This is a genomic window from Acidovorax sp., from assembly GCF_046294525.1.
Classification (GTDB): Bacteria; Pseudomonadota; Gammaproteobacteria; order Burkholderiales; family Burkholderiaceae_C; genus Acidovorax.
In genome coordinates this window covers 15,984-30,979 of record NZ_JBKBKQ010000042.1, presented here as the reverse complement: position 1 = coordinate 30,979, position 14,996 = coordinate 15,984, and the positions used below count along the sequence as shown (strand labels likewise).

At 64.0% G+C, this 14,996-nt stretch carries 10 protein-coding genes and 1 pseudogene; 5 read left to right on the top strand and 6 right to left on the bottom strand.

The annotated features are described in order from the left end of the window. Positions 1-127: 127 nt before the first annotated feature. The 3 genes from ACK4HJ_RS22440 to ACK4HJ_RS22430 all read right to left on the bottom strand — a co-directional run bounded on the left by ACK4HJ_RS22440 (position 128) and on the right by ACK4HJ_RS22430 (position 2,141). Positions 128-847 carry a hypothetical protein gene (locus ACK4HJ_RS22440; protein ID WP_409835697.1) on the bottom strand — a complete coding sequence of 240 codons (720 nt, stop codon included), beginning with the start codon at positions 845-847 and terminating at the stop codon, positions 128-130. Between the two features lie 316 nt (positions 848-1,163). Next, positions 1,164-1,520: a hypothetical protein gene (locus ACK4HJ_RS22435; RefSeq protein WP_409835695.1), complete on the bottom strand. Its 357-nt coding sequence runs from the start codon at positions 1,518-1,520 to the stop codon at positions 1,164-1,166. A gap of 78 nt (positions 1,521-1,598) precedes the next feature. Continuing rightward, entirely contained in the window at positions 1,599-2,141 is a 543-nt protein-coding gene (locus ACK4HJ_RS22430; protein ID WP_409835699.1) for a DUF4303 domain-containing protein, read from the bottom strand. A 717-nt stretch (positions 2,142-2,858) separates the two neighbouring features. Between ACK4HJ_RS22430 and ACK4HJ_RS22425 the strand changes: the two are divergent. Further along, positions 2,859-3,866, top strand: a pseudogene (locus ACK4HJ_RS22425) (integron integrase). 100 nt (positions 3,867-3,966) lie between these two features. Here the strand turns inward: ACK4HJ_RS22425 and ACK4HJ_RS22420 are convergent. The 3 genes from ACK4HJ_RS22420 to ACK4HJ_RS22410 all read right to left on the bottom strand — a co-directional run bounded on the left by ACK4HJ_RS22420 (position 3,967) and on the right by ACK4HJ_RS22410 (position 7,207). Further along, positions 3,967-4,722, bottom strand: a complete 756-nt coding sequence (locus ACK4HJ_RS22420) for a sulfite exporter TauE/SafE family protein (protein ID WP_409835693.1) — start codon at positions 4,720-4,722, stop codon at positions 3,967-3,969. Positions 4,723-4,765: 43 nt separating this feature from the next. Next, positions 4,766-5,437, bottom strand: coding sequence for a pyridoxamine 5'-phosphate oxidase family protein (locus tag ACK4HJ_RS22415; protein ID WP_409835691.1), 672 nt, complete (start codon positions 5,435-5,437; stop codon positions 4,766-4,768). 117 nt (positions 5,438-5,554) lie between these two features. Next, a complete protein-coding gene (locus tag ACK4HJ_RS22410; RefSeq protein WP_409835690.1) occupies positions 5,555-7,207 on the bottom strand; it encodes an acyl-CoA synthetase in 1,653 nt (550 codons plus the stop codon). A 108-nt stretch (positions 7,208-7,315) separates the two neighbouring features. Between ACK4HJ_RS22410 and dnaG the strand changes: the two genes are divergently transcribed. From dnaG to ACK4HJ_RS22390, 4 genes are all read left to right on the top strand, one after another. Beyond that, complete coding sequence (gene dnaG / locus ACK4HJ_RS22405) at positions 7,316-9,379, top strand: DNA primase (protein ID WP_409835688.1); 2,064 nt, start codon at positions 7,316-7,318, stop codon at positions 9,377-9,379. Between the two features lie 265 nt (positions 9,380-9,644). Beyond that, positions 9,645-12,014 (top strand): RNA polymerase sigma factor RpoD, encoded by a 2,370-nt coding sequence (rpoD, locus tag ACK4HJ_RS22400; RefSeq protein WP_409835686.1) that lies wholly within the window; start codon positions 9,645-9,647, stop codon positions 12,012-12,014. Positions 12,015-12,232: 218 nt separating this feature from the next. Next, positions 12,233-13,267 carry a Bug family tripartite tricarboxylate transporter substrate binding protein gene (locus ACK4HJ_RS22395; RefSeq protein WP_409835684.1) on the top strand — a complete coding sequence of 345 codons (1,035 nt, stop codon included), beginning with the start codon at positions 12,233-12,235 and terminating at the stop codon, positions 13,265-13,267. 49 nt (positions 13,268-13,316) lie between these two features. Beyond that, entirely contained in the window at positions 13,317-14,915 is a 1,599-nt protein-coding gene (locus ACK4HJ_RS22390) for a methyl-accepting chemotaxis protein (protein WP_409835682.1), read from the top strand. The last annotated feature ends 81 nt before the right edge of the window (positions 14,916-14,996 follow it).

The following is a 14,996-nucleotide window of genomic DNA, read 5'->3' as shown; positions in this document are numbered from 1 at the left end:
AGAACTCTGTTGAGCCGATCGACCTCTGATATTTGGTAGTCGATCATCAGAAGTTCATACAACTCGTCATCTCGCATCAGCTTCATCTGACTCCTCTCAAAGCGCCTTGCGACGCCTAACGCAAAGCTCAGCGGGCGGCGAAACCGTCCGCTGGAGCGATCTGTTGAATGGCTTGCGGCGCATATGCAAGCTTAATGGTCCGCCCGAAGTAGAAAAGGCTTGCCTTCTTTTCACTCAAGATCGCCGATTCGGGATATGCAATTTGAAGCGTTTCCGTATCAATCCAAGTCAGAGAGACTTCCTTGAACTCACAGGTGGCGACAAATACGCCACCTCCACCCTTCGAGCCAGAGGCTTCCATCTCGACAAAGACCTGCATGCGCGGCGCATCCGGGTGTGGGCTTTTTCCAAGTTCGTACGCTGTTGCCAGTGCACGGCCATCGGGAGATGCGACTTTATTCGATGGCACAACAACCGGTTTTCGACGGTGCGGGCGTCGAAATGCAGGTTGCGGAGAGAACAGCTTTTTCCGTAGCAAAAGAAGCACAGTGCGTCTACGCGCGATGGAAGATCCTTCCCAACGCTTGATGTCTAAATCGCAGTCAATGACTTCAACGGCACGGTTCCGCACCTCTTCATCGAGGCAGCCATATTTCCACTGAGTTGCAGCGAGGGCCAGCCAGAAGACTGGTCCATCGTCCACGTCTTGAATTGATTCAGACCAGGATCGAATTAAGGCCTCCGTCACCTCGGCGGGATCGGCACCCGTGCTAAACATTTCGATGAACTCGTCGCGGATGTCGCAGGCCACATCGTCCGAGAAGAGAGCTGTGCTGGATGTTCCCATGGTGCTTATCGCCCATTCAACGTTTGAATTCAGCGGCCGCCGTAGGTGGTCCGCTGGAATGATGGGTTAGGCAGCAACATGGCTTCTTGCTCAGGATAGACCGCCGCCAACGCTGAGCCGATGAGCAAGCTTTGCGATGAATTCGTTCTGCCGGATGATTAAGCCACATATGCAGTTGCTTGGATCATTGACCGCTGGGCCAGTGAGATTGAATGCTGGACAGTCCGGATCATGTTCTGCGTAGGAGCCCAAGAATGTGCGCAACTCGCTGATTAACGGCTCTTCTTGCTGCGTCATGCATACTGCCTAACGTAATTTAGGCACCGGCGGCACCACCATAAGTTGGCCAAAACTCATGCAAAAACGACTTGAACGTGATGCCTTGATCATCTTGGATGGTAAGTGACGTCGTCTCTGCGAGAGATGAGCCACCGTCCAGTGTGACAAGGAATGAATGAGTGAGGCCGGATAGCAGCTCACTCAACACAGCGTGAAAGGCTTCGCGTGCTTCCGGGTTGGACAAGTGCGCCGCAAGCGCAGCCCAGGCGGCCCGTTGTTCGCTCCATTCCGCGGATGGTGGGTCGGACAGCGCCTCGATCGCAGCCTGCGACCACGACTCGTTGGAAAGAGCCAGTGCCTTCAAGAACGCCACTTCGGAAGAACGCAAGTTCATGAGGGGCCTAACGTTTGACATGAGGGGCGGCCAAGAGCGATAGCTCTTGGACGTCCCTCTCGATGGAAGGGTTAGGCGTCATTTCTCCGCCATCTCTTCTAGCCAGATGGCCAGCACCGGGGAGTCTTCACGGTTCAACCTTAGAGCTCTTTCGGTGTTCGTAATGTCCGGCGGCATCACTTCTACATTTATGAAGAGGCTGGCCCTGGTGTCACCTCGGCCAAAGACGCCTTCATCGTCAAGCTGCTTCATTGCAACTTCCATTGCATCTAGGCGGCTGTCGAACTCGGCGTCCCATTCTGCGGATGTCATTCCTGAAGTCATCCGTGGACGCAACCCAAATAGGCGATTCACCTCGACGAAGTGCTGATCTCCGTAGCACATGTATGGTGATTCGGCATAAGACCATTTGAGGTAGCACTCATCGCCAGGCTCGCCTTTTTCTGCCTCAGATGCCAATGCCTCCTGTGACCAAGCCACCAAGAACGGTGGATGTGCTTCGCCAGTTGTGATCAGTGTGACGTAGTAGAAGGTCTCGCGATGCTCTCGGAACAAGTCCAACACCGCTGAGCGTGTCGCGGTTGCGATGGCCTCCGCAAGTTCTGACTGGGTTGGTTGCATCTGCTGCACGTTTTGACGCCTAACGTTGGAGTTGACCGGCGCGCAACGGCATTGCGCCGCGAGGCGTACGCTCGCCAGCACGCTTCGCGGCGCAATGCCGTTGCGTGTCCGTGTCGAACGACCTGTTAGACCTCATGGGGTACGCGTGTGAATAATGCGGAGGCCGCCCAATTCCGACACGGCGGACTGAATCGGAGCGGCGGAACTGTACTCCAGCTCGACTGATCTGGCTCCTTGCCAACGTGCTCGCACCTCCGGCTCACGGATGGACTTCCCGACCAAGGAACCATGCCGCTCGAAAGACACCAGCAGATTCCCAGGCGAGTTCGGGAGCGCATCGCTCTCGGGTATTGCGGATACGTGGGTCGTCCAAGCAACAGTTCCTGAGCAGGTCCGCTCGAAGACCACCAGCTTCCATTGTCTGTCGGGGGAAGGGAGCTCTCTAAGGCGAGAGTTCTCGCAGGTTTCGAGCAGCAGCCAACCGAGGAGAGCTGCGCCGGTTATGAGCGGGACGGCAAGCCAGCCGAGAAGAACTCGTGGCGTGCGGCGCAAACCGGTAGCGGCTGAAAGCATGAGGTCTAACGTAATTTAGACCGCAAAACCTGCGGGATAAACTGGACCTTGCGGGATATTCTGGACACGGGAACCTCCTGAAAGTGGCTTGCAGCTTGAGGTGGCGGCCGATACACTGTGTGAAAACACAGGTATAAAAATTCCATGAAACCCGGCACGCCTGAATTGCGCTCCCCCCGCCTTCTGGATCAGGTCCGGGAGCGCATTCGCTACCTTCACTATAGCCTCAGCACCGAAAAGGCTTATCTGCACTGGGTGCGTTTTTTCATCCGTTGGCACGGGCGTGGCGGGGTCATGCGGCACCCGCGCGACATGGGGGCGGCCGAGGTCGAAGCGTTCCTCACGATGTTGGCAACAGAACGGCACGTGTCTGCCTCTACCCACAACCAAGCACTCAGCGCGGTCCTTTTTCTCTATCGCGAAGTATTGGGCGTCGATTTGCCCTGACTGGAGGGCGTAAACCGCCCCGCCCAGAAGCGGCGCATTCCCAGCGTTTTGACGCGGGATGAGGTCGCTGCCTTGTTTCAGTTTCTGGATGCAGACATGCGTTTGCTGGCGCAATTGCTGTATGGCACAGGCATGCGGCTGATGGAGGGGCTTCGCCTGCGCGTCAAGGATGTGGATTTTGACCGCCATGTGATCATCGTCCGGGAGGCCAAGGGCAACAAAGACCGGGTCGTCATGCTGCCGCGCACCCTGGGGCCCACGCTGCGCTCGCAGCTGCTGCACGCGCGAGGCGTGTGGGAACAGGAGCGGCAGGCGCAGCGCGGTGGTGTGCAAACGCCGCATGCGCTGGAGCTAAAGTACCCCCAGGTGGGACACACATGGGGCTGGTTCTGGCTGTTTCCCTCACCCACCCTTTCTGTGGACCCACGTTCGGGCGTGCAGCGGCGGCATCACTTGTTTGAGGAGCGGCTGCAGCGGGCCGTCAAGAAGGCGGTAGCCCAGGCCGGTATTTACAAACCCGTGTCTGTGCACACACTGCGCCACAGCTTTGCCACACACCTTCTGCAGTCGGGCACCGACATCCGCACCGTGCAAGAGTTGCTGGGCCACAGCGATGTGTCTACCACCATGATCTACACCCATGTCCTGAAGGTGGCGGCTGGTGGCACGGCCAGTCCGCTGGATTCGATGCAGCACCCGAAATGACACGCTGCGTTGGGCACAAACGGAAAAATATAGGCCAAATCAGCCTCTAGCTCTTGTCCATCAATCGCTAGCAGCTATCAATAGGTGAGCATTCTCTCGATCACCCCCATCTTGCCAACAGCTTCGGCAAACTCGCCACCAGCATCGCCGCGCCTGACAGCGTGAGCAGCCCCAGCACCACCTGCTTGAACCGCGCCTCGCTGATGCCCAGGTACAGCCGGGCGCCGAGCAGTGACGGCACCAGCATCGCCGGGATCACCAGCGCCAGCAGGGGCAGCGTGGCGCGGCTGATGAGGCCGGTGGCGGCGTAGGTGGCAAAGGTCACCAGCAGCATGGCCAGGTTGAAGTTCTGGATGATGGCGCGCTGCACGTCCTTGTCGAGCCCGCGCAGGGTGCACCACAGCGTGGGCAGGACGCCGGTGAAGCCGCCCAGGCCGCCCATCACGCCGCCCGAAAGGCCCACGGCCGCGTCCGCCACGCGGCCGCCGGCGGTGATGCGGGGCAGCTGGCGGGCCAGCAGCATGGCGGGGCACCACAGCACCAGCAGCGTGCCCAGCACGAGCTTGAAGGCCTCCATGTCCAGCCGGGGCAGCAGGGCCACGCCAAGGGGGATGCCCGCGAGGCCACCCAGCACGAAGGGCAGCAGGCGGGCCTTGTCAAAGCCGCGCCGCACCGTGGCGGCCGCCACGACCTGCCCGGTGAGTGCGCCGCACACGGCCAGCACAGCGGCCAGGCGGGGTTCCAAAGCCCAGGCCCAGAAGGACATGGCCACCATGCTGAAGCCAAAGCCCGACAGGCCTTGCACAAAGCCTGCCGCCGCCGCGCCCAGCACCACCACCCACCATACGCCGTCCATGCGTCCGCCTTTTCTTTTCGTTGGGCCAGTTCCTCTCAGCCTCTCAGTACAGCGTGGCCTGCTGGCGTGCGGGCAGTTCGCGGTCGTAGGTTTCGCCGTCAAAACTGCCCTGCGTGATGGACGCGAGCAGCGCGCCGGGCGTGGGCACGGGCCGTGGCGTGCCGGGCGGTACAGGGTCCCAAAGCCGCGAGCGCTGGATGGCGCGGGCGCACTGGAAATACACCGATTCGGCTTTGATCACCAGCACACATTGGGGCGGTTTACGGTTGACCACAAAGCGCGCCAGCAGCTCGGGCGCAACGCTGATGTGGGCGCGGCCGTTCACGCGCAGGGTTTCGCCCACGCCGGGGATGAGGAAGAGCAGCGCGACGCGCGGGTCGGCCACGATGTTGCGCAGGCTGTCGGCGCGGTGGTTGCCGCGGCGTTCGGGCAGCAGCAGGGTTTGGTCGTCGTCCAGCACCTGCACAAAGCCGGCCGGGTCGCCACGCGGCGAGGCATCGAGCCCGCCGGGGCCCTGGGTGGCCAGCACGGCAAAGGGGGATGCCTCGATCATGGCGCGGTAGCCGGGGTGCACGCGGGGCAGCTCCTTGGCTACGGAGGCTTCGCTGGGCGTGCCCAGAAGGGATTCAAGCTGCGCGAGGTTGTGGATCGTATGTTCGCTGGCCGCAAACACAGCTGCGGGGTTCAGGGGCGCGGGTGAAGTCATGCCGCGCATCGTGCCGTGCCACGGTCGGGCTGGCAAGCTGTGCAGCGGGCACCGTTAAAAATCAAACCAAAATGGCTGCCAGCGCTTATCCAGCAAGCGCTGGCAGCTATCATTTTTTTAATCGCATTACACGTTGATGGCCGCTGCCGACCCGGCCTGCTTGCGCAGTTCAAACTTCTGGATCTTGCCGGTGCTGGTCTTGGGCAGCTCGCCAAACACCACGGCGCGCGGCACCTTGAAGCCCGCCAGGTGCTTCTTGCAGTGCGCCACGATGTCTTCGGGCGTGGTCTGCGCGCCGGCCTTCAGCTCCACAAACGCGCAAGGCGTCTCGCCCCACTTGGGGTCGGGCTTGGCCACCACGGCGGCGGCCAGCACGTCGGGGTGGCGGTAGAGCACGTCTTCCACTTCGATGGACGAGATGTTCTCACCGCCCGAGATGATGATGTCCTTGCTGCGGTCCTTGATCTTGATGTAGCCGTCGGGGTACTGCACGGCCAGGTCGCCGCTGTGGAACCAGCCGCCTGCAAAGGCCTCGTCGGTGGCCTTGGGGTTCTTGAGGTAGCCCTTCATGGCGATGTTGCCCTTGAACATGATCTCGCCCATGGTCTCGCCGTCCTGCGGCACGGGCAACATCGTTTCGGGGTCCAGCACGCGCACGTCGCGCTCCAGGTGGTAGCGCACGCCCTGGCGGGCGTTGAGGCGGGCGCGCTCGCCAATGTCGAGCGCATCCCAGGCCTCGTGCTTGGCACACACGGTAGCGGGGCCGTACACCTCGGTCAGGCCGTACACATGGGTCAAATCGAAGCCCATTTTTTCCATGCCTTCGATCATCGAGGCCGGTGGCGCAGCGCCCGCCACCATGGCCTTGACGCCTGCGGGTACACCCACCTTCATGGCCTCGGGAGCGTTCACCAGCAGCCCATGCACGATGGGAGCGCCGCAGTAGTGCGTAACGCCATGCTGACGGATGGCGTCGAAGATGGCCTGCGCGTCCACGCGGCGCAGGCACACGTTGACACCCGCCCGCGCCGCAATGGTCCACGGAAAGCACCAGCCGTTGCAGTGGAACATGGGCAGCGTCCACAGGTACACCGCGTGCTTGGGCATGTCCCACTCCAGCACGTTGCTGATGGCGTTGGCGGCAGCGCCCCGGTGGTGGTAGACCACGCCCTTGGGGTTGCCGGTGGTGCCCGACGTGTAGTTGAGCGCAATCGCATCCCACTCATCGGCGGGCAGGCTCCAGGCAAAGGCGGCGTCGCCACTGGCCACAAAGGCCTCGTAGTCGGTGCCGCCCAGGCTTTGCGCAGCGGGGCCGTAGAGCGCGTCCTGCACCTCGATCACACGGATGGGCGTGGTGGCGGTGCGCAGGGCCAGCGCCTTGGCCATGGTGCCGGTGAATTCCGGGTCCACGATCACGGCCTTGGCCTCGCCGTGGTCCAGCATGAAGGCTATGGCCTCGGGGTCCAGCCGGGTGTTGAGGGTGTTAAGCACGGCGCCGGCCATGGGCACGCCAAAGTGCGCCTCCACCATGGGGGGCGTGTTGGGCAGCATCACGGCCACGGTGTCGTTCTTGCCGATGCCAGCCTTCGTCAGCGCGCTAGCCAGCTGGCGGCAGCGGGCGTCGGTCTGGGCCCAGGTCTGGCGCAGTTCGCCGTGCACGATGGCCAGGCGGTCGGGGTAGACCTCGGCCGTGCGTTCGATGAACGACAGGGGAGACAGGGCGGCGAAGTTGGCTTCGTTGCGGGGCAGGTGCTGGTCGAAGATGCTGGTGGGCGTCATGCGGCTTGTCTCCTTGGTGTGCTTTGCACGCATTAGACCAAGCGGGCCTGACACGCGGCTGAAGTGGGGGGCGCAGCCGGCCGGGCGCCTTGGGAGACAATTGGCCGGGTGTCCATACCCCAGTCGTTCATCCAAGAGCTGCTTTCCCGCGTTGACGTGGTCGACATCGTCAGCCGCTACGTGCAACTCAAGAAGGGCGGAGCCAATTTCATGGGGCTGTGCCCCTTCCATGGCGAGAAGTCGCCCTCCTTCAGCGTCAGCCCGTCCAAGCAGTTCTATCACTGCTTTGGCTGCGGCAAGAACGGCAACGCCATCAGCTTCTTGATGGACCACGCGGGCATGGGTTTTGTCGAAGCCGTGCAGGACCTGGCCCAGAGCGTGGGCCTGACCGTGCCGGACGACGACATCTCGCCCCAGGAACGCGAGCGCGCCGCCGCCGCGCGCCAGAAGCAGGCCACCCTGACCGATGTCCTGGAGAAGGCGGCCGACGCCTACCGCAAGCACCTGCGCAGTTCGCAGCGCGCCATTGGCTACTTCAAGGGCCGGGGGGTGTCGGGCCACGTGGCCAAGCGCTACGGTCTGGGCTACGCGCCCGAGGGCTGGCGCAGCCTGGCCAGCGTGTTCCCGAGCTACGACGACCCGCTGCTGGAGGAAAGCGGCCTGGTCATCGTGGGCGAGGACGGGCAAGACAAGCGCTACGATCGCTTCCGCGACCGGGTGATGTTCCCGATCCGCAACGTCAAGGGTGAGTGCATCGGCTTTGGCGGGCGGGTGCTGGGCGATGAAAAGCCCAAATACCTCAATTCGCCCGAAACGCCGGTGTTCTACAAGGGCCGCGAGCTGTATGGCCTGTTCGAAGCGCGCACCGCCATCCGCGAGCACGGCTATGCGCTGGTCACCGAAGGCTACATGGATGTGGTGGCCCTGGCGCAGCTGGGTTTTCCGAACGCGGTGGCCACGCTGGGCACGGCCTGCACGCCCGAGCATGTGCACAAGCTGCTGCGCTTTACCGACGCGGTGGTGTTCAGCTTTGACGGCGACGCCGCCGGCCGCCGCGCTGCGCGCAAGGCACTGGAAGGCGCCCTGCCCCACGCCAGTGACACGCGCAGCATCAAGTTCCTTTTCCTGCCGGCCGAGCATGACCCGGACAGTTTTATCCGCGCGCACGGCACCGACGCCTTTGCCCGCGCCGTCGCTGATGCCGTGCCGCTGAGCCGTTTTCTGGTGGACGCCGCCAGCGAGGGCTGCGACCTGGCCACGGCAGAGGGCCGCGCGCACATGGCCAGTAACGCCCGTCCGCTGTGGACGGCGCTGCCCGATGGCGTGCTCAAGCGCCAGTTGCTGAGCGATCTGGCCGACAAGACGCAGCTGAATGCGCGCGATCTGGCCGAACTGTGGGCCCCCGCCACCGGCCGCGATGGCCCCCGCCACCCAGGCCCCGGTGCCATCGCCGCCCCCACCCGCCACACTGCCCCGCCCGCCCCAGGCGAGGCGCCCGCATGGGACCTGCCACCGGACGCGGATGGATGGGCCCCGGCCGGCGAGCCAGCTTCGACCGGTTATGCAGGGTATGAGTCGTATGGCAGCCCCAACCCGTACGGCCAGAGCGGCTACCCTGCGCAGGGCAAACCGCCGATTCGTAAGGGGGGCGACTGGAAAAGCAGCGGCGGATGGAAGAAAAAAGACCGCGACGCAGCGCCCTGGCCCCCGCAGCCCCGTCTGCCCCGTACCCCCACGGCCAGCCGCATCGACCATGCGGCACGGCTGCTGCTGTCGCACATGGCGTTTCTGGAAGAGCTGACGCACGACGACCACGCCAGCCTGTGCGCCCAGCCCTCGCCCCATGGCCCCTTGTTTACGTGGCTGGAAGCCCAATTTCACGAACACGGCCCGCTGCCCTGGGCCGTGCTGCGGGAAAGCCTTCGCGACCATGAGTGCGAGGCGCTGGCCGTGAAGGTGATGACGGGATCGCATGCACAGACCGAGGGCGACGTGCAGGAGCTTCGGCTGGAGCTGCGCGACCTGCTCAACCGCATGCAGATCGAAGACATCAAGGAGCAGCAAAAGCTGCTGGTGCTGCAGGTGGCGCAGGACCCGTCTGCGCTGGAGCGCTACCGCCTGCTGGCAGAAAAACGCAGGATTCTGGAGCAGCCAGCAGGCCGGACAGCTTGAAATAGGTCAAAAAGGTATAATGTAGGGTTAGTTAGCGGCAAGAGCGACAGCAGCACCTCCGAGCCGGGCCTCCACACCTGCGCGCACCTCAGCGCCCTTGGGCCCACCCATCGCAAGGACTGCACACCAAATGATCGCCCAGACATCTTGCCCCTGAGGGCTTCCCCTCAAAGCGCCAGGCTTGTTCCAGCCTGTTGCTGCCACCCGCGCCGGGATCTGTGGCGCTTGCGTTTCTTTGTGTCCGTTTTTGAATCTGAGGTTCTTCATGCCCGCTCAAAAGTCCGCGAAGCCGTCCAAGTCCGCTCCAGGCCCTGCCGCCAAGGCTGTCTCCAAAACCGCCGCCAAGGCCCCGGCAAAGGCCGCCCCCAAGAAGGCCGCTGCCGCACCCGCCCCGGTTGCCAAGAAAGTGAAAACTGTGCCCGTGAAAAGTTCTGCCGAGCTGACCAAAGCTGCCGATGAATTGCTGAAGAAGAAGCCCGCCAAGGCGGCCGCTGCCTCCTCTGAAGACGACACCCCCAAGAAGCGCCCCGGCCGCCCCGCCAAGGCCGCTGGCGCCGCCGAAGCCAAGGCTGCCCCCGCCAAGCGGGGCCGCAAGCCCAAGGCCGCAGCTGCCAGCGATGAGAGCGGCGACGACACGGACCTGTCGGACATCGAAGCCGATCTGGAAGGCGAAGTCGAAGAGGTGCCCGAGGCTGCGGCCGCGGTCGAAAAGGTCAAGCCCCTGCGCATGAAGATCAGCAAGGCGAAGGAACGCGCCTTGATGAAGGAATTCGGCCTGGATGAAACCGTCCTGTCCGAAGAAGACATGGCCAAGCGCCGCGCGCGCCTGAAGGCCCTGATCAAGCTGGGCAAGACACGCGGCTACCTCACGCACGTTGAAATCAACGACCACTTGCCCGACAAGCTGGTCGATGCCGAAACCCTCGAAGCCGTCATCACCACCCTGAACGACCTGGGCGTGGCGGTGTACGAGCAGACGCCTGACGCCGAAGCGCTGATCATCACGGACAACGCTCCCGCAGGTGCCACCGAAGAAGAAGCCGAAGAAGCTGCCGAAGCCGCCCTGTCCACCGTGGACTCGGAATTCGGCCGCACCACCGACCCGGTCCGCATGTACATGCGCGAAATGGGCACCGTGGAGCTGCTGACCCGCGAAGGCGAAATCGAAATCGCCAAGCGCATCGAAGGCGGCCTGATGGCCATGATGGAGGCGATCAGTGCATCGCCCGCCACCATCGCCGAGATCCTCAACATGGGCGAGGAAATCCGCGAAGGCAAGGTCGTCATCTCGACCATCGTGGACGGCTTCTCCAACCCCAATGAGGCCGACGACTATGTCGCCGAAGAAGACTTCGACGAATTCGACGAGGCCGACGATGACGACGGCAAGGGCGGCAGCAAGGCGCTGACCAAGAAGCTCGAAGAACTCAAGAAGCAGGCGCTGGAGCGCTTTGACAAGCTGCGCGAGCTGTTTGAAAAAGTGCACAAGGTGTACGACAAGGAAGGCTACGGCACGCCTGCCTACATCAAGGCCCAGCAGGCCCTGTCGGCCGAGCTGATGACCATCCGCTTCACCGCCAAGACCATCGAAAAGCTGTGCGACATGGTGCGCGGCCAGGTGGACGATGTGCGCAAGAAGGAGCGTGAGCTGCGCCGCATCATCGTGGACAAGTGCGGCATGCCGCAGGAGACCTTCATCAAGGACTTCCCGCCCAACCTGCTGAACCTGCAATGGGTCGAGAAGCAGGCTGCCGCTGGCAAGCCCTGGTCGGCGGTGATGGCGCGCAACATCCCGCCCATCCAGGACCTGCAGCAAAAGCTGATCGACCTGCAGTCGCGCGTCGTGGTGCCGCTGGCCGAGCTCAAAGGCATCAACAAGCGCATGAACGAAGGCGAGGCCACCTCGCGCGATGCCAAGAAGGAAATGATCGAGGCCAACCTGCGCCTCGTGATCTCGATTGCCAAGAAGTACACCAACCGCGGCCTGCAGTTCCTCGACTTGATCCAGGAAGGCAACATCGGCCTGATGAAGGCGGTGGACAAGTTCGAATACCGCCGCGGCTACAAGTTCTCGACGTACGCCACGTGGTGGATTCGCCAGGCCATCACCCGCTCGATCGCCGACCAGGCGCGCACCATCCGTATCCCGGTGCACATGATCGAGACGATCAACAAGATGAACCGCATCAGCCGCCAGCACTTGCAAGAGTTTGGTTTTGAGCCCGATGCGTCCATCCTGGCGGCCAAGATGGAAATCCCCGAGGACAAGATCCGCAAGATCATGAAGATCGCCAAGGAGCCGATCTCCATGGAAACGCCGATCGGGGACGACGACGACAGCCACCTGGGCGACTTCATCGAGGACGGTGCCAACACCGCGCCTATCGAAGCCGCCATGCAGGCAGGCCTGCGCGATGTGGTCAAGGACATCCTGGACGGCCTCACGCCGCGTGAAGCCAAGGTGCTGCGCATGCGTTTCGGCATCGAGATGACCAGCGACCACACGCTGGAAGAAGTGGGCAAGCAATTCGACGTGACCCGCGAGCGCATTCGCCAAATAGAAGCCAAGGCGCTGCGTAAGCTCAAGCACCCCAGCCGCTCTGACAAGCTGCGCAGCTTCATCGACTCGCTGTAGCCTCGCGATCCAGCCTTTGCCGGCTGGCTCCAACGCCCTGCCCCGCACCTGCGGCGCAGGGCGTTTTTCATGGGCCCACGGAATCGACCCCGCGTTTACCCTGATACCAAGGACAGCAGACTGACAGCTTGGACGGCGACCATTGCCGCGCACACCGTTCGGCTTGGTAGCCGCGTGGCACCCAAAAACACACTCCATATTGCACCGAGGGGACTCGCATGTCTGATGCACCAATCCACCGCCGCAAGGCCATTGCGCAATCGCTGGGGGCCGCCGCAGCGGCCTGGAGCCTGGTGGGCCTGCCCGCCTGGGCGCAGACGGGTGCGGCAACGCCCCGCCCCACTCCCGCTGCTGCCAAGGTGCCCAAGCTGGCCGGCACCTTGCGCATCGTCATCCCTGCCAACCCGGGCGGCGGCTGGGACCAGACCGGCCGCGCCCTGGGCACCGCACTGGTCGGCGCCGGCGCGGCGGACCAGATCGAGTATGAAAACATCGGCGGCAAGGGCGGCACCATTGGCCTTGCCAAATACGCCGAAAAGTACGGCAACGACGCCAACACTCTGCTGATGGGCGGCATGGTGATGGTGGGCGCGGTGGCACTTCAGAAGCCCGCCGTGGACATGGGCCACATCCAGCCGCTGGCGCGTCTGACCAGCGACTACCTGGTGGCGGCCGTGGCGGCGCAGTCGCCCATCAAGAACACCAAAGACCTGGCGGACGCGCTGCGCGCGGACCTGCGCGGCATGCCCGTGGCGGGCGGATCGGCCGGCGGGGTGGACCACATGTTTGCGGGCGTGCTGGCACGCGCGGCCAAGGCCAAGCCGGAAGAGCTGGTCTACAAACCCTTTGCCGGCGGGGCGGACGTGGTGGAGGCATTGGCCACCGGTGCCGCCAGCGTGGGCCTGTCGGGCTACAGCGAGTTCAGCGACGCCCTGGCCTCCGGCAAGCTGCGCGCCATAGGCGTGTCGTCGCGCCGCAGCGTGTTTGGCATACCGGCGTTCCGCGAACAGGGACTGGACGCAGTCATGGCCAACTGGCGCGGCGTGTTCACCGGCAAGGGCGTGGCACCTGCGCGGGCGGCAGAGATGCTCACCGCCATCGAGGCCGCCACCCACCACGAGTCCTGGACACGCACGCTCAAGCAGAACCGGTGGGAACCCTCTTGGCTCACCGGCAAGGATTTGGCAGAGTTCATGGAGCTGGACCTCACCACCGCGCGCGTGATGGTCTACTTGCTAAAGCTGAAGGCTTGACCGTACGCCAACGCCCTCCGGGCCCGCTGCAGAACCTTTGGAGCCTCTCATGAAAATGTCCAACCACTCCATCGGCGCACGCATGGCCACGGCCCTGGGCCTGGTGCTGGCGCTGCTGCTGGGCGCCGCGCTGTTCGGCATCGCCACGCTGTACCGCACGCTGGGCACCTACGACACCACGGTGCTGGGCCGCGTGGCGCAGGAGCGCGCCGTGAGCCGCATGGAAAGCGAGTTCAAGACCCAGGTGCTGGAGTGGAAGAACACCCTGCTGCGCGGCGAAGATTCGCGCAAGCGCGAGCTGCACTGGGCCGCCTTCCAGGCCAGCGAAAAGCGCGTGGCCGATGCCGCCAAGGCGCTGGAGCCCCAGCTGACCGACGCGCAGGAAAAGGCGGCGCTGCAAAAGTTCACACAGGCCCACGCCCAGATGGCGCAGGGCTACCGCAAGGGTTTTGAGGTGTTCCAGTCGCTGGGCTTCGTGCCATCGGCCGGGGATGCCGACGTGGCCGACATCGACCAGGGCCCGGCCAAGCTGCTCACCGAACTGGGCCAGCAGGTGGCTGCCAGCAGCGCGGCCATCGCGCAGCAGGCCGCGCAGGACGCGCGGCGCGCGCTGGTCAGCAGCCTGGTGGCGCTGGCGCTGGTGACAGCGTTGGGCGCTTGTGCGGGTTGGCTGCTCACACGATCCGTGGTGCGCCCGCTGGGCGTGGCCGTGTCGCTGGCCCACAAGGTAGCAGCGGGCGACCTGACCACCAGCATCCGCGTGGAGGGCCGCGACGAACCCGCCCGCCTGTTGGAAGCCCTGCGCGCCATGCAGGACAACCTGGAGAACGTGGTGGCCGGCGTGCGCAGCAACGCCGAGGGCGTGGCCAGCGCGAGTGCCGAAATCGCCCAGGGCAATGCCGACCTGAGCATGCGCACCGAAGACCAGGCTTCGTCGCTGGACGAGACAACCTCGTCCATGCAACAGCTTCAGGCTACCGTGCAGCAGAACGCATCCAACGCGCAGCGCGCCAACGAGCTGGCCAAGAACGGCGCCACCGTGGCGCAGCGCGGCGGCGACGTGGTGACGCAAATGGTGGATGTGGTGCAGGGCATCCAGGAGAGTTCGCGCCGCATCGCCGACATCATTGGCGTCATCGACGGCATTGCGTTCCAGACCAACATCCTCGCGCTCAATGCCGCCGTCGAGGCCGCGCGCGCCGGCGAGCAGGGGCGGGGCTTTGCGGTGGTGGCCAGCGAAGTGCGCGCCCTGGCCACCCGCAGTGCCAGCGCCGCGCGTGAGATCAAGGAGCTCATCCAGACCAGCGTGGAGCGTGTGCAGGCCGGCTCGGACTTGGCACGCAACGCCGGCACCACCATGACCGAGGTGGTGTCCTCCATCCAGGGCGTGAGCGCGCTGATGGAAGAAATCAGCCAGGCCAGCGCCGCGCAGACCAGCGACATGCTGCGCGTGACCCAGGCCATCGTGCGCATGGACGAGGCGACGCAGCAGAACGCCGCCTTGGTGGAAGAAAGCGCGGCCGCCGCCGGCAGCCTGAGCGGCCAGGCCGACCAGCTGGTGCAGGCGGTGGCGGTGTTCCGGCTGCGGCACCCGCAGCATGCTGCCGGCCACCCCGGGCATCCCGCTTTGCCAGCGCCGCAGGGTTGATGGTTTGCTACTGAAAAAGTAGCTACCAGCGCTTGCTGTAAAAGCGCTAGCGCCTCAGAAGACCCCAATGCAGGTCGGGTT